The sequence below is a fragment of the Dyella sedimenti genome (assembly GCF_022760995.1).
In the GTDB taxonomy this organism is placed as follows: Bacteria; Pseudomonadota; Gammaproteobacteria; order Xanthomonadales; family Rhodanobacteraceae; genus Dyella; species Dyella sedimenti.
Genome location: NZ_JAKWJO010000002.1, coordinates 80,658 through 107,655 on the forward strand (window position 1 = coordinate 80,658; position 26,998 = coordinate 107,655).

Sequence of the window (26,998 nt, forward strand, 5' to 3'; positions counted from 1 at the left end):
TGGGGGTGCCTACGCTGGACGATGCGCATCATCGCTTTCGCCCCAGCGTGGATAAACAGCACCCATGTCGTTTCTTTGTAGAACAAGAAGCGTCAATAAGCGCTTGAGAGCCTGTTCAAAATCGTGACCACAGGCCCCCCCTTCCTACGGTCGCAGGGGAGGCCGGGAGGGGCGCGCGAGGGGCGCCCTTGGGCATGGCCAGCTCTTCAGGCCTGCTCGTCGGCGAGGGCCGGGCTGGCTGCCCGCACCGGCCTGGCCAGGAAGGCGAAGACCACCAGCGCCGACAGCACCGTGATCGCCGTGAGGATGTGCAGCAGGCTCTGGAACGCGTCCGCGTAGCTCGACGCCAGCACGCCCGGGGCCATCCCGGGCAGGGTCTTCACCGCATGCGCCAGGTCGCCGGTGGCCACGCGATGCGCCGCTTCGGCCACTGCGGCGGGCGGCAGGCCCATAGCGGCCGCGTCCAGGTGGGAACGGACCAGGCCCGCCAGGAGGGCGCCGACGATCGCGAGGGTCACGCCCTCGCCGGCCACGCGGGCGGTGTTGAAGATGCCCGCCGCCATGCCGGCGCGCTCCTTCGGCACCACGCTCACCGACAAGCCGTCCATCAGGCCCCATGGCATGCCGGCGCCCACGCCGATGACCGCCATGGGCGCGACCAGCGCGGACAGGGCGTCGCCCGCCTCGAACAGGCTGAGCCAATGCAGTCCCGCGGCGGCGACCAGGAAGCCGACGCCGGCCAGGACGCCCGCGGAGATCCAGCGCGTGAGCGTCGCCACGACGATGGGCACGACGAGCATGGGCAGGGAGAGCGCGACCATCAGCAGGCCGGCGCGGATCTCGCTGAGCCCTTCCACGCCGACGAACCGCAGCGGCAGCATCACCACCAGCACGATGTAGGCGAAGCAGGTGCCGATCGGCAGGATCTGCACGCCCACGAAACGCCCCAGCCGGAACAGGCTCAGGTCGAGCATCGGCCGCGCCACCCGGCCTTCGATCTTGATGAAGGCGGCCAGGCACAGCGCCGACCCGGCCAGCGCAAGCACCACCCAGGGATTCAGCCAGCCGCTCTCGGGCGCCTGGATCACCGCGCAGGTGAACAGCACGAGGGTGGCGGTGAAGCTGAGGGCGCCCGGCCAGTCCAGGCCCTGCGCGCCGGGGTCGCGCGTCTCCCGCATCCTGGGCACGCCGAAGGCCAGCGACAGGCCGCCCAGGACGGCGGTCAGCACGAAGATCGAGCGCCATCCGAACAGGTCGATCAGGCCGCCCGCGACGAGCGGGCCGAACGCCAGGCCGACGCCGAAGGTCGTACCCAGCATGCTGAAGGCCCGCGCGCGGCCGGGGCCGTCGAACTCCTGCGCCAGCGCGGCCGTGCCGCTGGCGAGCGCGGCGGCGGCCGCGACGCCCTGCACCGCGCGCAGCACGTCGAGCATCCACACGCTGGGACTGGCCGCCAGCGCGAGCGACACCACGCTGAACAGCGAGATGCCGAACGCGAAGAGCCGCTTGCGCCCGAACTGGTCCGCCAGGGAGCCGGCGGCCATCAACAGGCTGCCGAAACTCAGCATGAAGGCATTGGTGATCCACGCCAGGCCGGCGGGATCGCCGCCGAACTCGCGGCCGATGGCGGGCGTCGCCACGGCGCCGCCGGTGAAGCTCAGCGGCAGCACGAGGGCCGAAAGGCAGACCGCGCCTAGGATCACCAGGCTGTCCCGCCGGGTGTGTGCTTGGATGTGCGATGTCATGGCATGTCGTCGATAGGGGCCACGGCGGCGAGGCCGCTCGCGGCGTGGAGGATGGGCGGCGCTTCGCTAGAGGGTTTCGAGCCAGTGCACGCTGAAGAGCCGCTCCGGATCGGTCCAGCACGCCGCCGGCCGGAAGCCCGACGCGCTGGCCAGCTCCCGCACCGCCTCGATGCTGTACTTGTAGGAGTTCTCGGTGTGGATGGCGTCGCCCTCGGCGAAGGCGAAGCGGCGCCCGCCGACGGTGACCCGTTGCGCCTTCGCGCTGACGAGGTGCATCTCCACGCGCCTCGTCATGGGCTGGTAGCAGGCGTAATGGTGGAAGGCGCGCAGGTCGAAGTCCGCGCCAAGCTCGCGGTTGGCGCGTGCCAGCAAGTTGAGGTTGAAGGCCGCCGTCACGCCGCCGGCGTCGTTGTAGGCCGCGTGGAGCATGGCGGGGTCCTTCACCAGGTCGATGCCGAGCAACAGCCCGCCCCCGCGCAGCAGGCCGGCGAACCGGCGCAACAGGGCCCTGGCCTCCGCGCCATGGAAGTTCCCGAGCGTCGAGCCCGGGAAGAAGCCCACCCGGCGGCGCCCGTCGGGCAGTGCGAACGGCTGCGTGAAGTCCGCCGCCACCGGAACGATCCGGAGCGCCGGATGGATCGCCTGGAGCGCCGCGGCGGCGCCGGCCAGGTGGTCCCGCGAGATGTCGACCGGCACGTAGCGCAGGGAGGCCGATGCCGCGTCCATGCCGCCGAGCAGAAGGCGGATCTTTTCGAGCGATCCCGCGCCGAACTCCACGAGGTCGGCGTCGGCGCCGATCATGCCGGCCATCTCGCGGGCATGCTCGGCGAGTATCCGTGTCTCCACGCGCGCCGGGTAATACTCCGGCGTGCGGCAGATCCGCTCGAACAGCGCCGATCCTTCCGCATCGTAGAAATACTTGGCGGCGATGGTGCGTGGGCGGCTGCCCAGGCCCGCGACGAGGTCGCGCGCGAAGGCGCCGCGCTCGCCGGAGGGCAGGCGCGCCGCCGTGGATGTCGTTGCCGTCGTCAGCATGTCATGCCACCCGCGCCAGCCGGATGCCCGCGAACTGCCATCGCGCGGCCGGCGGGAAATAATTGCGGTAGCTGGGCCTCGCGTGGCCCAGCGGCGTGGCGGCGCTGCTGCCGCGCAGCACCATCTGGCCGCTCATGAACTTCCCGTTGTACTCCGCGGCCAGGCCGCTCCACGGCCTGAAACCGGGATAAGGGTCGTACGAGGAGCGCGTCCACTGCCACGCATAGCCGATCAACTGCTGCATGCCACGCAGCGACGAGGCAGCCTCCCACTCGAACTCCGTCGGCAACCGGCTGCCCCGCCAGCGCGCATAGGCATCGGCCTCATAGAAGCTGACGTTCGTGACGGGAGCCGACGGCTGCATGGGCTGCGCGCCCGACCATCCGAACACATGCCAGTCGTGGCCCGCGGGCTCGATCCGGGGATCGTCGCGAGGTATCCAATAGAGGGGGTGCTTCCAGCCTTCCGACTGGACGACCCGCCAGCCATCGGCCAGCCAATGGCGCGGCTCCTCATAGCCGCCGTCAGCCACGAAATCGGCAAACTCGCCGCAGGTGACCAGGCGGTGCGCCACGGCGAAGGGCTGCAGGTAGACCTTGTGCGGCGGCGACTCATTGTCGAAGGCGAAGGAAGTGCCGGAGGCGCGCCGCCCGATGGTGGCGAGACCGCCGGCGTGCCCGATCCAGCGCATGGGCGCGGCCTCTTCCGCCAGGTACGGCCTGGGCGCAGGCCCGTAGGCGGGCAACTGCGGATGCCGCGAGAAGGCATGGAGTATGTCGGTGAGCATCAGCTCCTGGTGCTGCTCCTCGTGGTTCAGCGCCAGGATCAGCGCGCGTTCGAGCGCGGGCCAGCGGGCGTCGGATACCTCGTCCAGCAGGGCGAGGACCGCCTCGTCGACGATGCGCCGGTAATCGAGCACCTCGGCCAGCGACGGACGGGACAGCAGGCCACGGTCGGCCCGCGCTACCCGCGCGCCCAGCGCGTCGTAGTACGAGTTGAAGATCGCGTCGTAACGCCTGTCGACGGCGCGGTACGCGGCCGCGAAGGGCTGCAGCACGAACTTCTCGGCGAACCACGTGGTGTGCCCGAGATGCCACTTGGTCGGGCTGGCCTCCGGCATGGATTGCACGGCCTGGTCCTCCTCGCTCAGCGGCGATGCCCGGTGCAAGGTCGCGGCACGCACCTGGCCGTAGTGCTCCAGCATCCGGGTGCGCGCGGGAGCATCGTTTCGCAATGCATTCATGTCGTGGGGTGGATCGCGGCCATGGGCCTGATCCCAAGGAGTATTCGCCGTGGGAAGGCGGCGATAAATCAGAGAACCGGCGACGCCTTGTCGCTCCGCGGGAGACAGTGACCCACGGCCACGTACCGCCGGCGCGGCTCACCCGCCTTCCCGTTGCGCCATGTGCCGGCGCAATGCCTGCGCCAGCGCCTCGACGTCCTCGTCGGCGGCGCAGGCGTGCCACAGTTCCTGCTGGAGCCGCAGCACGTACTCGGCGTTGCTGCCATAAGGGCCGTACGCCTGCGCGACCAGCGGCGCCACGGTGACCACCGAGTGGTCCTTCTCGTAGGCGGGATGGCGGGGATTGCTGGCGAAAATGATCGCGGCGACCTGCCTGCCATCGTCCAGCCCCACGGTGGCCCAGGCGGGTTCGTAGGCACCGGTCAGCATCTCCCGCCGCCAGAGCAGGTCCAGTTCCTCCCGCAGGCGAGCGGGCGGGATGCGCAGGGCCACGCCACGGATCGCGCCGTCCGCGGGCTCGATGGCCAGCATCCGGCCCGGGCGCGCCTCGCTGCCCCGCCCGAGCGTCATCCGCAGGTTGAAGCAACGGCGCCAGCCCGGCAGCGTCGCCCAGGCCCGGGCGTCGTAGTGGATCATCGGGTTCCAGATCAGGGACCCATAGGCGAACACCCAGGTTTCAGCACTTTCCGCCGGCCGGGCGGCCAAGGTCGCTTCCAGCGACGCCTCGATCTGCCGCATGCTCCATAACCCATCCTTCCCGCCATTCTCGAGGAGATCCAGGTACCTGCCGGAAGCGATGAGGTCTCTCGTCAACATGCCGGCATGGTATTTTCTGCCGATTGACCGATAAACAGGCCAGCCAGATACTCTTTGGCGCCCAGGAGGACACAATGAACGAGCGTGCCGATGCCTCCGTCGCGGAGATCGTGGCCTTCACCGCCGTTGCCCAGACCGGCAGCTTCACGCGCGCCGCCGAGAACCTCGCGACCAGCAAGTCGAACGTCGGCAAGGCCGTGCAGCGGCTGGAGGCCCGGCTGGGCACGAAGCTGTTCCAGCGCACCACGCGCGCGGTCCACCTGACGGAGGACGGCGAAATCTACCTGCAGGCCTCCCAGGCCGCGCTCGCCGGACTGCGCGATGCCGAGCAGGCGCTGGCCGCGCGGCGGGCCGAGCCCATCGGCAAGGTCCGCGTCGACCTGCCCGCGGGTTTCGGACGGCTGTTCCTCGCCACGCTGGCCGAGCTGCGCGAACGCCATCCCCTGATATCCCTGGAGCTCGCCTTCAGCGACCGCATGTCGGACCCGGTCGCGGAAGGCTGGGACATCGTCGTGCGCATCGGGGAATTGCCCCCCGACAGCGACATGGTCGTGCGCAAGCTGTGCCAGCTGAGCAACGGCCTGTACGCCGCGCCTTCCTACCTGGCGCGCAAGGGCGAAGTCGCGGCCGTGGCCGACCTGAGCACGCACGACGCCGCCATCTTCCGCGCCTCGTCGGGGCGACTGCGCCCCTGGAGCGTCAAGGACGGCAGCACCGTCCGCGAGATCGCGCCCAGCCCCGCCCTGGTGGTCGCCGACGGCCAGGCCCTGATCGACGCCACCGTCCAGGGTTTCGGCATCTCGCAGATCTTCGACCGCGTGGCCAGGCCGCTGGTGGACAGCGGACGGCTGGTGCACGTGCTTCCGGACGCCGACGTGCCGGGGCCGCCGGTGCATGCGCTGATTCCGTTGGGGCACCGCATGCCATCCCGGACCCGCGTCGTGCTCGAGCAGCTGGTGGCGTTCCTGCGCTAAGAGCCTGTTCACGATCTCCGCGCGGGCTACGTGGAGATCGTGAACAGGCTCTAAGGCGCGGCTGCGCCCGATAGCCCGCCGCAGGCGCCACGGCACGGGGCTGTGGTCCGAATTGTATCTTCAATGCATACAGTCAGGATCAGATAAGGCCGTTTATCGCCCCAGGCGAGAAGCCTAGATTGAGCCCATCGCGACGGGCCCCACCGGGGCCGGCGACATGCCATCGAGGTTTCCCGCCATGAAGCTCTACATCGCCGAAGCCACCTGCTCGCAGGCTGTCCAGGTCATCGCCAACGAACTGGGCCTCGACCTTGAGCTGGTCCACTACAACGTGTACGACAAGTCGCTGTCCAACGGCGGCGATTTCTCGCACGTCAACAAGCAGGGTTACGTGCCCGTGCTCGAGCTCGACACGCCGGACCAGGACCGGCTGACCGAAACGGTGGTCATCCTGTCGTACCTGGCGGACCGCTTCGACAAGGACGCGCGCCTGGCCCCCGCGCGCGGGACGCCGGAGCGCTGGAAGCTGGAACAGCTGCTGGTGTTCACCGCCACCGAGCTGGCCCAGAAGCACATCCCGCTGATGCGCAAGCTGCTGACCGAGGAAGGCACGGCGTTCAACCGCGCCAAGCTCGTCAACGGCTACACCGCGCTGGACACGCTGCTGGCCGACGGCCGCCCCTACCTGACGGGCGACGGCTTCACCATCCTGGATGCCTACGTCTGGGCCACGATGTGGCACAAGCGCTCGGGCGCGGAAATCTCCCACCTGAAGAACCTGATGGCCTACCAGGCCCGCATCGATGCCCGCCCGTCCGTGCAGAAGGCGCTGCGGGAGGAAGCGGAAACGGTGGCCGCCCACGTGGCCCGGGCCGCGTGACCGGCGCCCGGGAACACAGAAGGCACCGGCCATGTCCGCCGCACCGTCCAGCGCCAGCCACGATGGCGTCCGGCTGTACTGGCTTGCGGCGGCGCTGTTCCTGAACATCGCGGCGGTGGGCTACCTTCCACCGCTGCTGCTGGACCGGCCACCCGACGCCTCGCTGCTGGTCGCGCCCATGGGAGCCTCGGCCCTGCTGATGCTGGTGGCCCCCGGAAGCCGCTATGCCCAACCCTGGACGGTGATGATCGCCAATACCGTCGCCGCGGCGATCGGCCTGGCGGTGCCCCACCTTATCGCCTCCCCGGTATTCGCCAGCGCCACGGCCCTGGCCCTGGCGGTGGCCGCGATGGGCATGCTGCGAACCATCCATCCTCCCAGCGGCGGCCTCGCGCTGCTGGCCGTATCACTGGGCGCCCAGCCATGGCCGGCAAGCCTGGCCTTCGTGGTCGACAAGGTGATGCTGAGCTCCGCCGTGCTCGTGGGCGTTTCCATCGGCTTGAACCGTCTCGCCCGCCCGTTTTTCGATCCGGCGCGGCGCCCATGACTTATCCGGCGACGCCAGACCGGTAGGCCGGTGCCCCGGGCTACCGGGCCTCGACCTGCAGCAGCCGCGCCCGGCTCACATTGCCCCGCGCGGGCGCATGGAACTTCCACACCTGGCCGGGCGCGAGGTCATGCGCCTCGGCCGTCGCACGCCCGATCGCATGTCCCCTGGCATCGAACAGCCGGAAGCTGATCCTTACCGTGCGCACCCGCGCGCGGCCCGCATTGGACAGCGTTCCCACCACCTTGTTGCGTCCGGGTTTCACGTCGCGCTCGACGCGATAGGCCCCGACGTGCAGGCCATGTTTCGGAGGCGTGCCGGCCCGCGTGGGCGACGAGGCCAAGCCAACACCAAGCAGCATCAACGATAAGGTCAGACGGAGATTCATCGACTTCTTTCAGGACGTTTCAGGACGGGAGGACCAAACGGGCAGGCCGCGAAGCTTCGGCCCGGCGCCGCCACCGTGGGGGCGCGCATCATACCCGCCGCCCGCGCCCGGCATTGTGGGCCCGGTTCCATATCGCGGGCATTTATCGCATGCCCAGCCATGGACGAAGGGGATGGCAGGTGAGCGCCATCACGCCGGACCAAGACTTCACCTGGACCATGCGCATGGCGTAGCTCATCAACTGCTCCTGGCACGTGACATCGGTACGTAGTCGCGGTAACCATTGTCGACAAGACCACTCTCGGCATCGTAGTACTGGCCGGGGAAACGCGGGTTGTAGACGAAACCGGTGGTCGAGGTGGGCGGCTGTCCACCAAACGGGTTGCCCTGATAGCTCCACTGCCAGAGCGTGTTGCCATTGCCATCAGCAATGGCTCGCGGGGTATTTGACCCATCAGCGGTGACATAGCTGATCGTGCTCGTCACCCCGGTGGTATCCACCACCGCCACCGGCAGACTACCGAGCATGACGTAGTCGCGGGTAGCCGTTGTGAACATGTGGCTGGCCAAGGCCAGTTCTAGTCGGACGGTATTGGGCTTCTTGCCTTCGCCCAGCCTGTGGTCGCGATAGCGGGCAACTAATTCAGCATTGATGGCTGCCAGCGAGTACTTTTCGAAGAACAAGCGCAACTAGGCAGCCTTAAGCCTTTCGGCGCGTTGCGTTGATTCTTTCTTGGTAGGCGTGACCTCGGCGGGGTAGCGATCCAACGCCACACCAAATGTCATTCGTTCAGTAGGTGCGCGATCGATGAATACACCGCGGACCATCTGGTCCTCTGGCGCGCCCAGTCTTCCGCGTCACGTTTCGTGCGAAACGTCTTTGCAGCGGTCGGCCACCCCTGCTTGCGGATAACTGCTTTCCAGGTTCCCGAAGGAGTCTTTACAAGAGTCGCCATAGTTTGGGCACGTTTCAGCGGTGTACCGAAACTGCCCCTTGGACCAAGGGACTTGCAAGTCACCTTCTGTTCTTTAAAGCATAAGTGGCCGCGTCGTTGAAGCATAAATTGGCCACCGACGCGAGCACCTTGCCGGCTCTGGCAGGCCCTTATCATTCCTCGTCGGCAGCTACTCCGTCGGATGCAGGCTTCTCAATCAACTCAATCGCTACTGGAATTCCGAACTGCTGAATGCGTTCGGCTGCGGCCTGTAAGCTGACCTTGCTAAAGAAGGGGAGATCCAACCTTCCGTCCACGTAGGGCTTCCGCATGATTCCATACACGACCTGATATGTGTCACGGGCGAAGCGCTCCGTACTCTTCGGAAGAATGGTCTCGAATCCTCTCCGTAAAGAACGAACTTTTGATCTGAGCTTCTTGCGGAAATCTGCATCGCTGATAAATGCCTCAGCACTTACAACGCCCTGTGACCAAAGGTGACTAATCGGACCAGAAGAATGTCCGTCCTTGAGATGGATAAACTGTCCCTCTTCAGACAGAAAATCGCATGGCTCCAGATTTGCGTACTTAACACCTCGTGGATTAATCTTCGTTTGATCCAACATCAGAAGATCTTTTCGTTTAGCAGCAATGTCTTCGATGAGCTCTTGTTCGTTGAGACACGCCGTCTTACCGATTATGCTTACCTTGGGAATTGCATCAAAAAATCGCTCTACTTGTTCTTTAAAATTCTTCTGAATGCGATACCAGTTTCCTGCAAAAAGTACGTAGTACTCCTCGCTACCACTCTCACCAAGCGAGGTTTCGAAGACGAAGCAATCATAGACTCTCCATTTCTCAGAGAAATTTTCGTCACCCTCACCTTTGGACTTGACGCGATGCTTCTCTTTAATGGCAGATACATCACCATCAAACCCACAGCGCTCCAGCTCACAGACGTAGTCTTCGATGGAAAGGCTATAGAAGTTCTTTCCATGACTCCCAAAACCGTTGTAATGCAGCTCACCTCCCTCGGTATAGCTCACAATCTCAGGGGGAGCCATGTGGAGATCTGATGCATTTCCGTTGCGAAGCTCATCGATAGCTTCAAAGAGCTTGCTGTCTAACGCCTCGATGACGTCTCTTTCGACAACTACACGCATGTTGTCGACCCAAGCGAATTCTTGTAGATATGCCTTGAGATCATACGCTGCGACAATCTCTAAGCACTTCTCCTGAAGAGTGTTGACCTCAACGTCGCAAACGATCGACAGGCTGTCCTTTCCTGCCACAAACTTAGCAAACCCGCTGCTTCTTGGTGTTCCGCCGGCCACCCGCGCGAGGTCACGCAGCATGTCTACGCCAAAAGCCTGTATGTCGCTATCTTTGCTGGCCTGAACACGTTTCTGAAAGGTCACAGCATCCGGAGTGGCCAGATCAAGGGTTCGGAGACTACCGCGTGGCACTGTGTTCAATGTCACCCTAAGGCCGAACTGCCGTTCAAATGCGTCGTCATCGAGCGCGATGTGGATATGCCCGAAGCAAACAGCCGCAATCCGCGCACCAGCAGGCATGAAGATCACCGCTCCCGCACCACCCGTGAAGATGTTTTCTGGAACCTCGCCAAAACCTTCTGAGATGAACGTTTTCCAAGAGGGTGGATTTGAGTAAATCTGCCCCACAAAGACTTCCGCATCGTCGACGCCCATCCAGGAGCTCCGCTCCAACGCCCTGCTTGCACCAGGTGCGAACGTCGCGCCAAATGCGTCAGCTATCGACTTACCCTGTCGTAGTAGGCGCACGTTAAGTGTACGAGTAGCCATCCTAGCCGGCCTCTTGGATTTGGGGATTTTATTTGTAAAGTCAGAACGAAGCTGGACTATCGTGCTTGTGCATCGACGAACTTTTTGAGGATTGCCGCCGAGGGATAACTTGACATCGAGGCGATGCCATTGGCTAGCTCAACGGGAAAGAGCGCGCCCTCGAACTTGTGGCTAACTAGCGACCCCAGGCGCATAGGAGCCCCTTAGCTCCATCATTCCAGCCGTCCACTCTTCCCTTGTCTGCGCCGCGCACACTTCGCGATACTTCGCCAGAGAGCTTCCTGTAAGAAGAACCGGCATGGCGAGGCGAACGAAAGCTTGGCCCGTCAACTTGGCTCGGAATAACACCGGATAGCTCGCCCCGGACGATTCTGAATAGCTATAGCGAACGACCGAAGTAACCTGAGATGCGCCGACTGGGTTGCTACTTACGAGGTTGCGTACTGCACGATGATCAATCGCCTCATCGTTTCGTTGTGAAACAAGTGAACTCGATGACTTGCAGATCAAAGCGTAGTGCGATCGTTTCTGTAACCCAAGCTCTGATTGCCCTCTGCTCGTCACAAGCATGTGAGGAGGCAACAGCTCGGTCTCGCCCTGTTCTGACACAAACCCCAGCCACATTACGATGGAGGTTGGCGCAACATCTATGGACTTTGGTGCGGCCTTCATCGGCGTGAATAACGTTTCGAGGTCCTGGACGCTTTCTGTGGAGCGTGCATATCGAATTGCTGGCCCAACAGAATTGCCGATACCCCACGCGAAGATGCCACCCCCACTCGCGCGCTCGAGCTCTTTCCGCCTAATAATGTCGGCCAGCTGCTGGCCGGCTTCCGTGCCCATTTTCGTCCAGCAGAACACCGAAGGAACCCGCGTTTGGCAGGCCTTTTGTGCTGTTGACTGAACCAAAGATTTTGTCGACGGGGGCATGGTTGGCCAGGGGGATTGAACGTCCTTCAGTATAGTGAAAAGATACCCAGAAAATTGCCCGGAGTCGCTAGTCGGGCACGAAATTACCTTCATGCTAGGGCCTTCATTTGGCCCTCCACGCCGAGCTCGCTGCGTGGCTGCCGGACGCAATATGCCCGGCCACTGGATTTTGAACCGCGCTACAAGACTACTGGGCTGTACGCACTCCTCTAGAGGTTGCAGCTGTGAGTTGGTGAGCGTGCAGAGATCGCTGGAAATGCGATCAAGACAAGCGTCAACGTGAGCTTGCGCGGTACTACATTATTGAAGAGGGGGTGCGTCGTGACGGAAAACGCCGCTGATTTTAAAGCCAGGCTAATCCGAAGGGCGGGCCTAAGTGAGGCTGCCGTGGACGCTGCGTGGCCCGAGTGGTGGAGCGATGCTGCTGAAGCGTCGCCTTCCGCGAATGCGGAACTTCGCTTCACCTTAGCCCGCAAGCTGGGCCTAGATCCACGCTCCTTAATGGGCAAGGGCCAGCCCAAGTTCATTTGGGACGACTCGGCCAGATTTAAGGGCTTCAGCGGAGATCCGAGCGGCGAGAGACCCATTCTCTCCTCCTTCGGAATGGCACTTTGCAGAATGTTGCTAGGGGCCGTGCCAGACGCCATCCCGGTTGAGCCCATCTCAGCACTACGGCTTCGCAAATCAATCCTGAGCGGAAGGCAGGATATTGGGCTGTTGGAGCTTCTCTCAACAGCTTGGGCGATGGGCATTCCCGTCATTCACTTGCGTGTCTATCCGTTAACTGCAAAGCGCATGAGCGCCATGAGCGTGAGACTCGGCGAGCGCTTCGCTATCCTCGTGGCGCGGGATGCAATGTACCCCGCGCCAGTGGCCTTCCATGTCGCTCATGAACTGGGCCACATTTTCCTGGGGCATCTGCAAGACGGGCACTCCATTGTAGATCTCGAGAGCATCGACGAACTTTCGTCTGGCGCTGATCCTGAGGAGCAGGCTGCCGACGCCTACGCGTTGGAACTGTTGACTGGTCGCCCCTCTCCCGAGGTCGTAGTTGAGGGCCCTGGCGCAGGAGCACGACAGCTTGCGAACGAGGCGATCCGAGTTGGACAGATCGAGCATATCGAGCCAGGTACTCTTGCCATGGTCTATGGCCACGCGACAAAAGCGTGGCCCACCGCCATGGCCTCACTTAGGCACATATATGGTCAGCCCATGGACGCATGGAGGGTGATCAATCAGGTCGCACTTCGGCAGCTTGATCTAAGCCAGTTGAACGACGAATCGGAGGCTTTCGTGCGCGCGGTTATGGGGGCTACCCATGGCTAACGCTGCTATAGACAACGATGTGATATTGAAAGGCGTTTGCTACGGATTCCTTGGCATTCTCTTGGGATCGCTACCCGACGGGCCTTTCAATTATGGAATTCTCGGAACAGCTCGCTTCGTGCTACCTAAGGCGCTAAAAAAGCGACCACCTAAAAGATTCGATGTCGCTAAAGCAGACCTTAAAAAGGTGCTTGCAGAATTCGAGACTTTGGAGCCAACCGATACAGAAGCGGCGCTTGCAGCGGATCTCGAATTTGAGGCGCAGAGGCAGGGCTTGCCGGTTCACGCAGGGGAATGCCAGTTAATAGCAATGCTCGCGCTCCGTAATCTGGATCACGTTTTAACCGGCGATCGCAATGCCATCAAGGCACTTGCCACCTTGACGCTGCCAGTTTCCATCGAGCACCGATCCCTTGAAGGGAAGTTCATCTGCTTCGAGCAAGCAATCCTACACCTGATTGCGGCACATGGCGCAGCAAGGGTGCGAGAAGCAATTTGCGCGGAGCGCGACGTCGACACATCAATGCGCCTATGCTTTAGCTGCTCTTCACCTGAAGTTCCACAGAGCTCATGGATCAGCGGCATCAATAGCCATGTTGCTGATCTTCGATCGGTTGCTGGACCGCTTTTACGGTAGGAACTAGCTGTTACGCAGAAACACTGAATAGGGCGCCTTGAGTCGCGCCACAAGACCGATCTCAACTGCTTCTTCGTCTGAGGCGAGCGGAATGTCGATGCCCTCCGTGAGTTGCAGACATGCCTTATCGACTCGGCCAGCGATGTAATCACTCCCGAGCCTTCCCGCATTTTCGCCTATCGCAACTTCCGTCCTTGCAAGGGGCAACCTAAAGCTATCTGCGTGCAAATCTTCGACGACAAGCGCATAGCGAGAGCCTCGCACCTCTATACCTCGGGGTACATCGACCCAGTTCCTGCCATCGATCGAGTACTGATCCGCCGGCAGTGGCTCCGCCCAGTGATTTGAATCCATCTTTTGCATCACTAAGTGAATCGGATTTCCGATCCTTTCGTGATCAGCGGCAAATGATTGAACGCGATTAGGGTGACATGTACTACCACCATACCCCCAAAAAGCCACGCCGGCAGTATCAATCTCCTGCAGCTTTCGCTGGATGATCTCGTCCAATGGTTCTCGGGCATGAATACCAATCTTCATGAAGAGAACAGGTGCCCCAACTTTCAAGATTGCGCTCATCTACTTAGCCCTCCATGGATTCAATCGAATATTCTTCGTCATGCGCCTTGCCATAGTCGACGCGCTTCTTCTCGCGGACATATCGAATGGTGAGCGGCTGGCCACGACCATAGAAATTGGCGAGACGGTCTTGTTCGAGAGGATTACTTATCGGAGTCGCGCGATCTCCGGGAAGCGCCCTGATGAACAAGTTGCACGAACGAAGCTCTGGAGCGTCGTCCAGGTGATATAGGTGCATCTTGGAGTGCATCTTTTGGACGTATTGGTCCGAAGCCAGCGCAAACTTTTGGGCTTCAGCTAAGACAAACTGCGGCCAATCACGGTCATGATCATCAGCAATAACCACAAGACCCTCACCAGCGTAGCCGGTCACCTCGAGCCCGCGCTGCATGAATGCTTTTACGCTTTCGCCGCCATTGCTCGCACCCCATGGTGGATTTGTATAGAAGCAATCAAACTTGCCGATCACATCAGAAGGCAACGCCTCAGCGCAATTGTAAAGCCTGGCGGTCAATCTGGTGATCCCAGCATAGTCTGCGAAACGCTCTATTGCACTGCAAATTCGCTCGTCAAAATCGAACACTGTGATCTCATCAGGCCCCTCGTCGAAGATATCGCGAGCTTGGAGCAACGCTACGCAAACGCTGATCGCATCTCCGTCGCCGATGAATGCCAAGCGCTTACCCTTTGCCCATCTCGCGACCAGTTCACTTTGAAGCACCATATCGCCCGTCTTCATATAGATCTGATCAAAATCACGAAGTGGGCGCGGCCTATTTTGAACAACGTCCGAAACGGCGTTGATCGCATCTTTCAAATTGATATCTCGCATGGCAGCCTGATTTCCCCTGCAAGGTATTGTGCACGAGCTAGTTATACGTCTAAGCGCAACAACCTCTTGACCTGCTGCATGAGCTCATCCCGTGGAATCTCGCTATTGAGCAGGTAGCAAGGTCGCCCCGTTATCACAGCATACTGTGCAACCACAGAAGCCTGCAGTTGTACATGAAGAGCGAGTTCAAACGGACTTGGTAGCGGACGCCCTTGAGGGTTCGCCGATATCCGCGCGCCCAGTACATGCGGATCTGCGTAAAGGCATACGAAAACGTCCACCTCCATCGCCCGAATGTCTTCGTCCGAAAAGGGTGTAACTCTGAAGCCGTAGTCTTCCTTCGTTACGGGATGGCTGTCGATCAAAAGATGCCTTGCGGACTCACGAGTGACCCTGCTTTCCGTAAGAAGCAGTTCATCGACACTTTGCACGTCCTCGGCTGATATTGACCGCGCCGACTCTCGCCGAATGTCTATCTCGTCAAGGAGCGACCCGCGCTGCTGATTTACATAGTCCCGCAGACGCTCGCTATAGCAGAAGCAATCAATGTTGGAAGCCGATTCTGTGAGCGCCGAACATAGCGTCGATTTCCCTGTCGCGGGGGCGCCCGTTATGTAAACCACCTTCCCCATATCCACTCCCCTGCAGGCTACCCTCTTCTTCGGGCCAGCTTCCTTGGAAGGCAAAATTTGGCCTTAGTCACTCGGATGTAGGCAATATCCCATTTGGCTTAATGGCGACGAGTAATGAGAGTCCGGCCATTAGTTTGCATGCTTCTTGGCTGAGGAAGCGTCAACTGGCGCCACTCGATAGTGTCCCTTCGAAACTTTGGCGAGATGGCCACGCCTCAGAGCCAGTGAAGCGGCCAGGGAAAAGTCCTGCTTCCATTTCTCAATCGAGACATTCACAGGCATGCGGTAGCGCTGAAAGAGCTCAGCGGCCACGGCTGGCACATGAATATCCTTACCTGGCGGCAATAGGTTGATCAGCGAATACACAAACGCCAGCGTTGCTCGATAAGTTCCCCGACCGCCTGACACCTGATCCGCACCTAGGGGCTCCCTTTGCGCTTCACGCACTGAATACCGTAGTGCAGCACCCGCTGCGAGCGAAAATGGCAGTTCCTGACGGTCAGAAGTCGGGAGCGCCGGAGGTGGCAACTGCAACAAGCGATCCAGATAAGAGATCTCGTCGAAAGCGGTGTCATCGAGATGCACGTCCTCACTCGAGGACTGGCATATCTCACATTCGAAAGGTAATTCTGCGTACCTGGGATTTGCTCGCTGCGGCGTCACGCAAATACAAGCCTCACAGTACAGCAGACTGCACGAAACGGCGCCAACACCACCCTCGGCCACATTCGCGACGGGACTTCCTTTGTAGACTAACCTAAGTGAATCTTGGCGCCAGGAGTACACTGCGGCTGAATAACGGGATGCCAGATAGTCAACCCAGAACTCCGATAACTCATCCTCAATCTCTACCACCCAAGCGCGCCATTCCGGCAGCCAACCCATTGGCACGGTCTTCAGCTGCAACCATATCGGCTTATGCTTGGTGCGGACGATCTCGCCAGGAAAGGCATTTTTACGCGCCGACTCCGCCTTTCTAACGTTCTCAGGTGCGCTAAATAAGGTCGCGTGAAACTGGCATTGTGGGCCGCGAATGCCGAGTACCTCAGCATCGTAGAGCGCAATGCAGAGGGTCGTCGCCCGCGAATACGCGCAAAACAGCTCGTAATCATCCATCGTTTGGGCATCGCAAACTACGATAATAGGGGACTCCAAACCGCGAAATCTGGACAAGGTTTCGTATCGAGCCAGATGCGTATACTCGTCTCCACGTGCCCAGCCATACTTGCTTAGAACTACAATGTCATGCCGCGCCATTCCTTCGGCGGCAAGGCGAACGAGCGCATTCTTCAAAGCCTCATGCACATCGGAAACAAGGTGTTCTTCAAGGGCATCCGCCTCCAGTTCACGTGGTATATGTAACTGGTGCGCTGGACGCACCACGGCCTTTAACCGCTGATAGACCGCGTGAGGGGAGCGCAAGGCAATAGTTAGAGCGTACGGAAAGGTCGTACCCAGGGCATGACAGAGCGTTGCTAGCGAAGATCGGCCTTCCTCAAATGCAAAGACCTGAGTCTCATCGCAGAAAGCGGCTAGGTGGCGATTTCCATGCCAGTGGCTTAACCAATCGACCCATTCCTTACGGAATGATTGCGCCTCATCTATCAGCAGCGCATCAGCTTTGTCCAGCAGGCATGCCTCAGCGGCAGAAGTCAGATCGGCAAGGCAACCAGTGTCCAGCCATGCCCGGTCCAATTCACGATCGCCCTGTGTTCGGCCGGTCGCACCGCGGCAGAACGCATGCCAAGTACTGACACGCAAATGTGCGTGTTGACCAATTTGTCGCCGGATGTAGTCGGCAAGCAATGCGTTGTAAGTCAAGACAAGAACGGTGCGTTTCGTGTTGATAAGCCGCCGCGCACTTTCAATCAAGACTAAGGTTTTTCCCGTACCGGGCCATCCAGTAATAACTCGATGTTGACCGGCCATTACATCGTCTACCACGCTAGATTGCTCAGGGGTCAGTCGCAGCCAGAACTTGTCATCCCAGATTGCCCTTGAGGCCCAGGATGGCGTGCCGTCGTATGCCGGGCATAGTGTGGTGATGAGTGAAGCCATGCGACTCTTACCGAGGATTCGGGAGCCAAGTGCTTTACGCCAGTAACGCATGATGGAGCCAATGCGCGCCCCGATGTTCACCAGCTGAGGTCTATCTACGACGATGGTCTCAGGTGGATCGACGGTGCGATCCGTCAGGGCAGCGCTAACGGTTTGCCCGCGGAAGTCGCTGTGCGGAAAAACCAAACCGTAGCCAATGCGAAGGCGTAGCGTCGGATCGATGCCCAACCACCTGGCGAGACCGTGCACGTTACGTCTGACCTGCTCTACCGCGCGGCTCGATGTGGCGCTATCAACATGGACAAATGCGAGCCCTTGAACCTGGTGAACGCCTCCCTTCACCTCCAGCGCCAACACTCCGAGTTCCGGGTGAATGACGAGGAAGTCTAGTTCACCAGTAACCGCTGACGGCGCTACGCCGGCAAGTTGGTAAGCTGCGCTACTTAGCCACGGCAGACTATGTATGACCACGAACTCATCGCTCAACTGGTCTTTAAGTAGATGATAGAGCAGCGTTTCACCTGTGCTGCCGGTAGCAGCAGGTCCGCAAGCAGGAATCATATGCGCCAACTGTGAATCTCCCTTTTGCTTCCTTGCCAACGTCGGCTACAACAAGCAACTTATTCAGAAACCAGTAAGTACCGTGCAAACGCAGGCTCGGAGTTCCACGCGCGTCAGAAATTTGACGCGCATTTACCCGCAGATCCGCAAGCCGAAGACAATATAGCGCCCTCGCTAGCGAGCCTTATAGAGGGAGGGCATAGGCGTTCGCACTGGCTTTTGAGTGCCAGCTACCGTGTCATTTGTTGAAAGCTTCGCAGATCACTACTTGCAGGCATTCAACGAGGACGATGCCACGAAGCGTGGCTTGCGAATTGCGGAGTTCTTTACCCTGGACACCAAATTCACTGATCCCGGAGCGGTCGTCACGGGTCTCGACTTGCTCAATGAACTAATGGGGCATCTGCACCAGCGCTTCCCGGGTTGGAAGTTGTCGCGAGAAGGTGACGTCAAGGTCGTCGGGCATTACGCACGCGTTCCTTGGAAGATGGGTCCAGCAGACGGTACAAGCCATGGTTCGCGGCGAGGACGTCACCGAGATTCGTGGCGGAAAGGTCGCCTCGACCGTGGTCTTTGTTCTCTGGATGAAGTGAACCCGCGAGCCCCACCGAACGGGTGGGGCCCGGCCGCCGCGAGTGCACGTATTGGCGCCTTTTGATCCAGCAAGCCGCTGAGAAGGCAGCGCACGGCTCTAATAGGGAGCCCGATCCGGATCACCACCTGCGCCATGTACGCCATCCCTAGTGACAGGGCCCGAAGCCATAGTTTGCGAAGGACATTTCGCCTTCCTTATTTCGTCAAGCGCCTGCAGCCCCGGGACCCAGAGAGCAGAGCTGGCTTTGGCTCAGTGCGGGGTGCGATACGCCAGGGCAAGAGAGATGCTGCACGGTTGCGCCGGGATCAGATGGATCCCGGCGCCACACACTCATGGATGGTCAAACTTAGGAAACGTCCCTCATAGTTTGATTGTTTTGGTCAAACTATGTGAGAACCCGCACTTCACCAAGACTGCTTAGAAATATGGTGGGCCCACCAGGATTCGAACCTGGAACCAAGGGATTATGAGTTCACCAGAAATGCAGCGAACCTTTAGAAATCAGGGTTAAGCCACGCAAACCTGCTAGAACATGTATTGCTTTAAATACATCAACTTAGCGAATCATGGCGCAACCCTGTAGGTATGCGCGGTGTACTGCCAATGTACCGATCAAGCGATATTGCTGTTTGGCGTGTCCCAGTAACCACATTGGCCCACATGCCCCCGTAAGCCCATCGTACGCTGGCACCCCGACAAAGTGGATCAATCGAACTAATCAGTCGTGCTCATCGCGCCAGCATCTAGACCGCCGCTGGTCCATGAACCGCATTCGGCCAAACGCGGCCCTCTGATGTTTCCGACCACGAGGTCACCGTCACCGATGAAGCACTCCACCAGGGGCCTCAACACCTCATGCACCGATCCTCACGTTGTACCCAAGCGCTCGCAGCCCTTTGCTAGTTCGCATGTTTCGCGGCGGAAATTCATCTGGACGTGCCCAGCCCACGATTTCACCAAGACTACTCAGACCAATGTGTGGGATCGCCCACTCGTCGCTTCGGATAGCCACCACGCTTGTTCTTGTGTGATACGCGACTACGTTCGACGCCACGGCCGCTTGCCAGAAATCATTGTCGTTGATCACGGCAGTGAGTTTGAGTCGGTCTACTTCAAAGCACTTCTCGCTAGGTACGGAGTTACGAAACACGAACGGCCACCTCACGACCCCCGCTTCGGCGGGCGCGCCTGCGCGTCCATGATGAGTCCGGGTCGCTTGATCACCGAATGTTTGGCGCCCTTGGCGGTGAGCTGGTAGGACCACAGGCCGTCACTGTACTCGTCCAGCCCGGGCTTAATCATCTGTTGCAACGTTTCGGGCGCGATCAGCCGGCCAGCGAACAGGGCATGGGCAAACTTCAGCAGGTCGCCCGTGGTGGCATACTTGGCGTCGGCGGCGTACCGGTTTTTTGGATACACCGACACATCCCAGGACAGGACTTTTCTATCGTCGGGATACTAATATGTATCCGCGAGTCGATCCACGATATCACCGTGATGAGGCACGCCGCTGTCGATAATGTGCAGCGGGCCACGATGTCAGCCCAAAAGAGATCAACCTCTCCATGCTCGCGTCTAACCCGCGACCTTGCTTTCAGCGCAAAAGACGCTCTGGAAGGACTGGGTGTCATGAACGGTGTGTCAGCCGCTTTCCGCGTGGTAGGCGGTATCCGCTTCACATCCATCTGGCCGCTACGCGCCACTTGCAAGTCCAGGCTGCCGTGGTGTCAGTGAAAACCTCGCCATTCGTCAACATCGGCCCCCCGGATCTTTGCGATGATGCCAAGATACCCACCGGCAGTGCTCTACTGACTTCCAGCTTGGCGTGAGCTTCCGCTCGCGAGATGCCACGTCGGCGCAGGCCCCGGCAACCAGGGAATAGGACGACCAAGGCGCGACTCGACAGACCATGACTATGATGGAGGAAGTGACATGAGCAAGGGTATGGATTCGAAGAAATCCGACAAGAAGAAGCCGGCGAAGACGATGAAAGAAAAGAAGGCGGCCAAGCAGGAAAAGAAGCGGAACGCGAAGTAAGCAGGCACCTCTGCCCCGAAGCGCCCGCTTTCAGGGTGTCTTGCGGAGATGGTTTCTCGTTCGAGCGCAGGCATTTGACGGCGCTAACGCCTGCGTCCAACCGATAGTGTCGAAAAAATCGCTTCCGAAATTTCGGGCCTCTCGAAGCCCGAAGCCCGAAGCATCGGCCACGACAATCGCTTCCCGGCGAGTTCGAAGCGAAACATCTCGAAGAATCGAACCGTCGTGGGCGCCGCGCGCGATAATTCGCGCCCCATTTTTCTTGGCCAGGCATTTTCAGCACCATCGACCCGAAACGCACATGGCGGACTGCCCTGCCTCTTTCGAGGATCTCGGCGCGCCGTTGGCGTCCGCCAACTGAATAAGTAACAGACGTAGCCGTATGATGGGTGTCCCACACAGGGAGTCATACGAATATGACGGCGAATCCCGATCCGACCGCGGAAGGCCTGCTTCGCTATAGGGCAACGAAGGGATTCTTTGACCTTGCCGAATTCTTTCTAGTACGCAAGGGAGCGTCTCGACTTGTGCCATGTCGATGTAGATCCGGTTGTCTCGATCCTTGCATGGGTGGGTGTGGCTGTCAGGCGTGCGCCTGGCGGTCGGCAGCGGATGGCCAACCATCGAAGAGAGATTGGTTGCAACTTTGAGCTGCGGGAGAGCCGTGCACGGCAGCTCCCTGAGCGCCAGGGAAGCGTCTCCGTTGCCTGAGCTCGGGCAATGTCCGCCTTTGGCCGGAAGCGGGCGTTGCGACGACACAAGAATTTCGGATCGAAGGTAGTCCGCGAGTTCTGGCTGTGTGTGGATTCTAGTCCCGCCACCGAAGCAACTCATTACGTTGAAGCAGGATCACAACAGCCCCGGAGATGACCAGGGATTTCATCTCGGTTTGCTGGCTGCGCCGTCAAGAAAGCGCATTTGGCAAGGCCGTGACACGCGCCTTCACTCTGCCCGCTGAGGCCTAAGGGGATGGCTTCGCATGCAACCACCTTGCCCAAGGTGTCGATATCTTTGCGATGACCGACCTTGCAAGACACGACGACCCGCCTACGACGGCCTGCCTGTATCAGAGGACTAGCATCATGAAAGTGCTCGTTGCCGCCGCCTTCCTCCTGGGGGCCACCTCGACGTGTTGGGCGCAGCAGACGAGCTCAACGGATGAGTACCATCGAGGTTATCTCTGGGCTCAAATACATGACGTCGACAACACTTCGACCTGCGTCGGTATATCCGAGTCTTTCAGCGAGGGGTGTGCAGCCTTCGTCGCAGATAAGCGCATGTCCATATTGGGGGATGGAAGGTCGACTATGCCACCCTCGACAAATTCCACCCCTGGAGGCAGCCTGCACGACCGCAAGGATGCCTGTGCAGCGTCCATCCGACTGGAGCAAGCGTCCAATCAATTGGCGCGCTGTGCCATAAGTCCCGAACCCAGTGATGGCTGCGTAAGCGAATATCGCGATGTTCGCGATACCTTCAGCCGCTACTCGAGCATGTCGCACAGCGCTGGCGAGGCGTGCAAGTAGGCAAGCTGGATTTCCATCATCGTTGGGGCCGGGAAAGATGATGGAACCTGTAGCTCAGGCGAGGCAAACCTCGTCATCAATTCGATGATCAGCCATCCAGCCGGCAGCAACTCGCCAGTGTTGGAGGAAAGGGATGCACCCTCGTCATGCAGTTAGAAAGGCACCTAGCTGGTTTGGACCCACGCAAACTCAATGTCATCCTGAACGGCCTCGTTGATCTCGCCGTCCGGAACGCCCAGAAGTTCGTTGATGCGTCCATGTCGCATGCCGAAGAAGATGCCGCTACGCCGGAAGGTGGCGGTCCACGTGACGCGATCAGGGTTGGCGCGCTCGTAATCACCTTCGTACGTAAAGCCGTTGGTGGTCTTGCCGGAAATACTGGTCATGATGGCTTCCTTTGGGGTAGATCGTCTTTGCGCCTTCCGTCCCTGGATGGGGGCCGGCGTGGAAAGGTCGAGCGTTGTTGGCCAGCGACTACCGTCAGCGATTGGCAAGCTCAGCGTTTAGGCAGGGCGCACCGTCGTCGTCCATACGATCGGCGTCCAAGTCTAGGCGGTTTTTGGGGGACTCCAGCAAGTCGACCTTCGGCACGACTTCACTTCGTCGTGCTGTAGCCTTGGCTCGCGGCGAGGCCACCGATGCGTCGTACCCCGGAAACCAGCGATTGCGCTGCTCGTTGTCTACAGCCTCGGAAAGGGGCTGGAAGTGCAGCTTATGAGGGTGGAAGTAGAGCGAATTCGTTTGATTGATGATGTACATGGAGTTGCCTCGAGTGTCGACCTGCATCCCTCAGGTCTAAGCAAGCGCTAGCCCGCGGCTCCGGCCAAGGCGGATAAAACTCAGAGGCCTTGCAAGAAAAACTACAGATAGTCTGAGGCAGCCGAAGCGGGTCTAACGAAGCCCCGGTGCACGATCAACATGCGCTTTCTTCTGTTACGCCGCTGTAAGGTGTCGCCAGGATGCTGGCCCGACTTTCTGCGAAGTCGCGCCTACCGGTTGCTCACCTGCTTCCACGTGCGCCAGCACTCTCAACCATCGAATTGAGCTGAGATCTGCGACCTCCTGGCGCACCACGTAGACAGCGCTGTAATAGCCGGGCAGCCACCGATCGGGGCATTGGCGGTCATAGAGCCTGGGAGGAATGAAATACACGCCGTTCATAAATTCACCTGGAGTATGGCTCGCGTCAAACGAGCGTAGGCGGACCGCAGTCCGCAACTCCAGCAAGACAAGAACCGGAGATGAATCAAAGGGCGTCAGGGAAAGTGACGCGCGATTGAGGCGCGGGGAATGAGTTCCAGAAGATTCAGCGCCCGGCGAGCGTGCGCCACTCACTGTGACGAGGACGTGCGGTCTGTCGACAGACAATTGTGTCGGTTCTTTCGCCATGTCTTGGGGCGTCGACTTAGAAGGTGTGTGATCACTAGATCGCCCTATTGAACGGACGAATGAGAGTTGCTTTGTATTGCATTGCCTATGGAGCGATGGAGCCCAGTACGCCGGGCATCTCGCCTGACTCATTCAGGCACATCACTCTCAGCTAACAACCACACGCGCATGCTGCTCGGGCGCCAGGAATGAAAGTCTCCTCCTTGGCAGGCGTCTCAGTTACGCGGTCCTCTCCCTAACGCCATCTGAGTTCTTCTCCGGTCTGCATCGGAGGTCGCGGCTTCGGTCGCTCCAAATCCGCCACGCGGATCACAACTCAAGGCAAATTCATGTCCATTCATGATTCCAACATTTCTCGCGTTCCTGGCAAGAACATCGTCGAGACAGCAGCCGCCAACGGCTCGTTCCATACGCTTAGCAAGGCTCTCGAAGCGGCAGGACTCACTAACGTCCTGAAAGGTACGGGCCCTTACACCGTGTTTGCGCCGACGGATGCGGCGTTCAAAAAACTCCCGAAGGGCACACTGGAAAACTGGCTGAAGCCAGAAAACAAAGCGGAGTTGATCTCTGTACTGAAGTACCACGTGCTGCCGGGCCGGGCATCGGTCGTTGAGGTCGGGAAACTGACCGCGCCGAAGATGCTGCAGGGCCAGACTGCAGCGATCACAAAGGACGGTGACAAGCTCAGTATTGGCGGCGCCACCATCACGGGGCCGGACATCGCCTCGAGCAACGGCATCATCCATGCGATCGATGCGGTAATCGTGCCCACTAAGCACTAACGACAGGATCTTGTGGTGGGGACCGCTCCACCACAAGACGCCATACGGATATGGGGTCGGATGACACTTGCCTGGAAGAGGCTAGTGCCGAGAGTGCGGCCCTAGGGCGTCACTACCTCTCGTGGCACAAATAGCTCGCTCGACATCCACGGCAGAGCCGGTGCTGTATTCCGGCCACAAGAGCGGATTCTCTGTGGGGACGCTTGCATCCAGCAGTTCAATCGATGTCGCGTCAACGAGTTCCATGAGATGACGAACATCGTCAACGGGCATTTCATCGTCCAACGCCACCGTAACCACAGTGTGGCCCATCTGTGCCGGCCCGGGAGGATGGCTCGGTGATCGAAGCTCCGATGCATTCTGGCCTTCTCGATGGCCCTGATGACTGATATGGGACACAACAGATGTCGGCGCACTTGAACTTGCGGCTGAGTTTCCTACGCTCTCATCCACACAAGCCAGCACATGCGCGCGTCGCACGCCCCTTGCCAACAGCTTGTTGATAACGGACGCGGCTGCAAACTGACTATCAAATTTAGCAACAATGAGGTTGGACATACTCGGATATCCTCGTTGGCAATACGCGTGGCCATGCTACGTCATCGCCTGGAATCGTTCCGTGAGAGCCTCATTACGCGTAACGTCAGGCGAGAAATCTGGGAAATTGCTGCGCAACGGCGGCTGGACATCCTGCTAATGCATGGACGGCAACACGACTTCGAACTACTGAGGTGCGCCATGACCACGGATCCACATCTAAGCGCCAACAACCTTCTGAGGGACTTTGATGTCCTGCTCGATCAAAATCAACGAGTGCAGAAGGAGAACGATTTGCTGCGCCTTGAGCTGATGCGACACCCCTCGGGTGCAATGCAGATTCGTTCGGTAGAGCGATCCCTGGGGCGGGCCTATCGCGACATCCACAGTGAACAGGGTGGCATCGCCAGCGCAGCCTATACAGTCGAATGAGGCTGCCGTTGAACGCGGATGCTCGAATGAGCGGCCACCCCGCAAGGCACCCTGAAAGGGACGCGACACACCTTGGTGCGCCGCGCGTTCCGCAGTGATGCGCCGACGCTCATTTGAAGTAGCGCGGCCTTGGCAGTAAAACCCGCCATCACCATTTCTGAAAGAGCGGTCGCTCAGCGCAGTTTATTGGGGGCTTCGCGGATCACGCTGGAATTGGGGCTCAGGTCGTGGGCGATGGCAGAAGGCGGTCATACTCCTTCTTGACCACGGCATAGCACTCGCAGGTCCGTTTCTCGAGTCCCACGCGATCCAGCACGGTGATATGCCCTCGCTGGTAGCGAATCAGCCCTGCCTGCTGTAGGTTGCCCGCCGCCTCGGTAACACCTTCGCGGCGGACACCCAGCATGTTGGCGATGAGCTCCTGTGTCATCACCAACTCCATAGAATGCAGGCGATCGAGGCTTAGTAGCAGCCAGCGGCACAGCTGCTGGTCCAACGAATGGTGGCGATTGCACACCGCCGTCTGCGACATTTGGGTGATAAGCGCCTGGGTGTATCGCAGCAGCAGATGAAGTACAGGTCCCGCGCGGTTGAACTCCCGCAGCATAAGGCTCGCCTTCAACCGAAACCCTTGGCCAGCGCTCTGGACCAGTGCCCGGCTCGGCGTGGATTCGCCGCCCATGAACAGCGAAATGCCGACGATGCCCTCATTGCCGACCACAGCGATCTCGGCCGAGGCACCGTCTTCCATCACATACAGCAGTGAAATGATTGAGGTCGTCGGAAAATACACATGGCTTAGTCGGCTGCCGGACTCGTACAGCACCTTGCCGAGCGGCATATCGACAGGCTCAAGGTGCAAGGCCCATCGAGCCCATTCGGCATCTGGCAACGCCGCAAGCAGCCGGTTCTGCCTCGGGTCGGGAACAGCAGCCATACCTGTCCTCATCGTGCCCTTTGGCAGATTTTAGCACCCTGCTGCTCTGTTTCGCGGAAGGCGGGATCCAGTACGGCAAGTCTCCTGAACCCATCGCGCTTGGGTAGCGATGCTGGCTCCTGGCGTGTTCGTCGGCATGCAGGGACAGAAGAGGGTGCGCTCTGCACCCTCAGCTTGTTATCGCGGGTCAGTTGCGAGACCGCACTCAAGTCGCCAAACCGGTATGAATCACGATTCGGAGTTGAAATGGCTGTCTGCAAGCGGGCGCGTGGCTGGCCTCTCTTCCTTGTCGGCTAAGGAGCCGACTGCGGCACCCTTGGGCTAGAGACATGGGTGCATGCCGCAGCTGCGATATCAGCTTCGGCGCCTCCTGTGACCTCTAGGACCCTAGGACCGCCGTAAGACAGCGAATGCAGGATCACAGGTAATAGACACCCATTGCGGGGAGGTGTCACTGTGATCAAGTCACATCCCCGAAACTTACGGGCGTGGCTCAACGAATCGAGGCTCACGCCCCATGCGCACGGCAGACACCATGCCGCGTCCCCTTCGTGTAATGCCAACATGGTAGTCCGCCATACCGTTAACGTTGGCGCCATCAAGCGAACCAACCGGCTCAACCAAGTCCTGTGCCATTAGCCTATCGGCACTAGCCATCGGCATATTCAGCAACTCGCCGTAGCTGAGGGAGAACAAGTAGTTGATGTCATCCTGTCTCAGACTGTCGTCTGCGGGCATGGCCAAAACCTCAAACACGTTAAAAGCAAGCTTGATTGAAGACTCGTGCGACTTCTGTACGGCACGCAACATAGCCATTGGCCA

General features: G+C 60.0%; 24 protein-coding genes. 7 read left to right on the forward strand and 17 right to left on the reverse strand.

Translation table 11 applies throughout. From position 1 onward, the window contains the following. Window positions 1-206: 206 nt before the first annotated feature. The 4 genes from MJ605_RS05615 to MJ605_RS05630 all read right to left on the reverse strand — a co-directional run bounded on the left by MJ605_RS05615 (window position 207) and on the right by MJ605_RS05630 (window position 4,761). A complete protein-coding gene (locus MJ605_RS05615) occupies window positions 207-1,745 on the reverse strand; it encodes an MFS transporter (protein WP_243040085.1) in 1,539 nt (512 codons plus the stop codon). A 66-nt stretch (window positions 1,746-1,811) separates the two neighbouring features. Continuing rightward, complete coding sequence (gene egtD, locus MJ605_RS05620; RefSeq protein WP_243040086.1) at window positions 1,812-2,780, reverse strand: L-histidine N(alpha)-methyltransferase; 969 nt, start codon at window positions 2,778-2,780, stop codon at window positions 1,812-1,814. A gap of 1 nt (window position 2,781) precedes the next feature. Then, the gene (egtB, locus tag MJ605_RS05625) at window positions 2,782-4,023 is read right to left on the reverse strand and encodes an ergothioneine biosynthesis protein EgtB (RefSeq protein ID WP_243040087.1); all 1,242 of its coding nucleotides are present in this window, start codon (window positions 4,021-4,023) and stop codon (window positions 2,782-2,784) included. A 138-nt stretch (window positions 4,024-4,161) separates the two neighbouring features. Further along, on the reverse strand, window positions 4,162-4,761 hold the full coding sequence (locus MJ605_RS05630; protein WP_243040088.1) for a gamma-glutamylcyclotransferase: 600 nt from the start codon (window positions 4,759-4,761) through the stop codon (window positions 4,162-4,164). A gap of 152 nt (window positions 4,762-4,913) precedes the next feature. Here MJ605_RS05630 and MJ605_RS05635 point away from each other — a divergent pair, with 152 nt between their 5' ends. The 3 genes from MJ605_RS05635 to MJ605_RS05645 all read left to right on the forward strand — a co-directional run bounded on the left by MJ605_RS05635 (window position 4,914) and on the right by MJ605_RS05645 (window position 7,240). Beyond that, complete coding sequence (locus tag MJ605_RS05635) at window positions 4,914-5,813, forward strand: LysR family transcriptional regulator (protein WP_243040089.1); 900 nt, start codon at window positions 4,914-4,916, stop codon at window positions 5,811-5,813. Window positions 5,814-6,051: 238 nt separating this feature from the next. Then, window positions 6,052-6,693 (forward strand): glutathione S-transferase N-terminal domain-containing protein, encoded by a 642-nt coding sequence (locus tag MJ605_RS05640; RefSeq protein WP_243040090.1) that lies wholly within the window; start codon window positions 6,052-6,054, stop codon window positions 6,691-6,693. A 31-nt stretch (window positions 6,694-6,724) separates the two neighbouring features. Then, window positions 6,725-7,240, forward strand: coding sequence for an HPP family protein (locus MJ605_RS05645; RefSeq protein ID WP_243040091.1), 516 nt, complete (start codon window positions 6,725-6,727; stop codon window positions 7,238-7,240). Between the two features lie 40 nt (window positions 7,241-7,280). Here MJ605_RS05645 and MJ605_RS05650 read toward each other — a convergent pair whose 3' ends face one another. The 3 genes from MJ605_RS05650 to MJ605_RS05660 all read right to left on the reverse strand — a co-directional run bounded on the left by MJ605_RS05650 (window position 7,281) and on the right by MJ605_RS05660 (window position 10,386). Continuing rightward, window positions 7,281-7,628, reverse strand: coding sequence for an FxLYD domain-containing protein (locus MJ605_RS05650; RefSeq protein WP_243040092.1), 348 nt, complete (start codon window positions 7,626-7,628; stop codon window positions 7,281-7,283). A 237-nt stretch (window positions 7,629-7,865) separates the two neighbouring features. After that, window positions 7,866-8,312 (reverse strand): RHS repeat-associated core domain-containing protein, encoded by a 447-nt coding sequence (locus tag MJ605_RS05655; protein WP_243040093.1) that lies wholly within the window; start codon window positions 8,310-8,312, stop codon window positions 7,866-7,868. Between the two features lie 424 nt (window positions 8,313-8,736). After that, window positions 8,737-10,386, reverse strand: a complete 1,650-nt coding sequence (locus tag MJ605_RS05660) for a DUF6119 family protein (RefSeq protein ID WP_243040094.1) — start codon at window positions 10,384-10,386, stop codon at window positions 8,737-8,739. Between the two features lie 1,251 nt (window positions 10,387-11,637). On the opposite strand from MJ605_RS05660, the gene MJ605_RS05665 reads away from it, so the two are divergent. Both MJ605_RS05665 and MJ605_RS05670 read left to right on the forward strand, forming a co-directional pair. After that, complete coding sequence (locus MJ605_RS05665; protein ID WP_243040095.1) at window positions 11,638-12,642, forward strand: ImmA/IrrE family metallo-endopeptidase; 1,005 nt, start codon at window positions 11,638-11,640, stop codon at window positions 12,640-12,642. Beyond that, window positions 12,635-13,279, forward strand: a complete 645-nt coding sequence (locus tag MJ605_RS05670) for a hypothetical protein (protein WP_243040096.1) — start codon at window positions 12,635-12,637, stop codon at window positions 13,277-13,279. The genes MJ605_RS05665 and MJ605_RS05670 overlap by 8 nt, the downstream gene beginning before the upstream one ends. A 3-nt stretch (window positions 13,280-13,282) precedes the next feature. Here MJ605_RS05670 and MJ605_RS05675 read toward each other — a convergent pair whose 3' ends face one another. From MJ605_RS05675 to MJ605_RS05700, 7 genes are all read right to left on the reverse strand, one after another. Continuing rightward, on the reverse strand, window positions 13,283-13,858 hold the full coding sequence (locus MJ605_RS05675) for a hypothetical protein (RefSeq protein WP_243040097.1): 576 nt from the start codon (window positions 13,856-13,858) through the stop codon (window positions 13,283-13,285). A gap of 4 nt (window positions 13,859-13,862) precedes the next feature. Beyond that, complete coding sequence (locus tag MJ605_RS05680; RefSeq protein WP_243040098.1) at window positions 13,863-14,690, reverse strand: bis-aminopropyl spermidine synthase family protein; 828 nt, start codon at window positions 14,688-14,690, stop codon at window positions 13,863-13,865. A gap of 41 nt (window positions 14,691-14,731) precedes the next feature. Further along, window positions 14,732-15,322, reverse strand: coding sequence for an ATP-binding protein (locus MJ605_RS19400; protein WP_425600983.1), 591 nt, complete (start codon window positions 15,320-15,322; stop codon window positions 14,732-14,734). 129 nt (window positions 15,323-15,451) lie between these two features. After that, complete coding sequence (locus tag MJ605_RS05685; protein WP_243040099.1) at window positions 15,452-17,980, reverse strand: nuclease-related domain-containing DEAD/DEAH box helicase; 2,529 nt, start codon at window positions 17,978-17,980, stop codon at window positions 15,452-15,454. A 1,717-nt stretch (window positions 17,981-19,697) separates the two neighbouring features. Beyond that, complete coding sequence (locus MJ605_RS05690; RefSeq protein WP_201315210.1) at window positions 19,698-19,955, reverse strand: hypothetical protein; 258 nt, start codon at window positions 19,953-19,955, stop codon at window positions 19,698-19,700. Window positions 19,956-22,263: 2,308 nt separating this feature from the next. Then, on the reverse strand, window positions 22,264-22,485 hold the full coding sequence (locus tag MJ605_RS05695; RefSeq protein ID WP_038615178.1) for a hypothetical protein: 222 nt from the start codon (window positions 22,483-22,485) through the stop codon (window positions 22,264-22,266). Window positions 22,486-22,579: 94 nt separating this feature from the next. Continuing rightward, window positions 22,580-22,858 carry a hypothetical protein gene (locus MJ605_RS05700; RefSeq protein WP_201315209.1) on the reverse strand — a complete coding sequence of 93 codons (279 nt, stop codon included), beginning with the start codon at window positions 22,856-22,858 and terminating at the stop codon, window positions 22,580-22,582. Window positions 22,859-23,817: 959 nt separating this feature from the next. Here MJ605_RS05700 and MJ605_RS05705 point away from each other — a divergent pair. Further along, the gene (locus tag MJ605_RS05705; protein WP_201315207.1) at window positions 23,818-24,270 is read left to right on the forward strand and encodes a fasciclin domain-containing protein; all 453 of its coding nucleotides are present in this window, start codon (window positions 23,818-23,820) and stop codon (window positions 24,268-24,270) included. Window positions 24,271-24,351: 81 nt separating this feature from the next. On the opposite strand, the gene MJ605_RS05710 is transcribed toward MJ605_RS05705, so the two are convergent. Beyond that, window positions 24,352-24,828: a hypothetical protein gene (locus MJ605_RS05710; RefSeq protein ID WP_243040100.1), complete on the reverse strand. Its 477-nt coding sequence runs from the start codon at window positions 24,826-24,828 to the stop codon at window positions 24,352-24,354. 27 nt (window positions 24,829-24,855) lie between these two features. Here MJ605_RS05710 and MJ605_RS05715 point away from each other — a divergent pair, with 27 nt between their 5' ends. Then, window positions 24,856-25,239 carry a hypothetical protein gene (locus MJ605_RS05715; RefSeq protein ID WP_243040101.1) on the forward strand — a complete coding sequence of 128 codons (384 nt, stop codon included), beginning with the start codon at window positions 24,856-24,858 and terminating at the stop codon, window positions 25,237-25,239. 220 nt (window positions 25,240-25,459) lie between these two features. Here MJ605_RS05715 and MJ605_RS05720 read toward each other — a convergent pair whose 3' ends face one another. After that, on the reverse strand, window positions 25,460-26,176 hold the full coding sequence (locus tag MJ605_RS05720) for a Crp/Fnr family transcriptional regulator (RefSeq protein WP_243040102.1): 717 nt from the start codon (window positions 26,174-26,176) through the stop codon (window positions 25,460-25,462). A gap of 480 nt (window positions 26,177-26,656) precedes the next feature. Further along, window positions 26,657-26,992 carry a hypothetical protein gene (locus MJ605_RS05725; RefSeq protein WP_243040103.1) on the reverse strand — a complete coding sequence of 112 codons (336 nt, stop codon included), beginning with the start codon at window positions 26,990-26,992 and terminating at the stop codon, window positions 26,657-26,659. Window positions 26,993-26,998 lie beyond the last annotated feature (6 nt).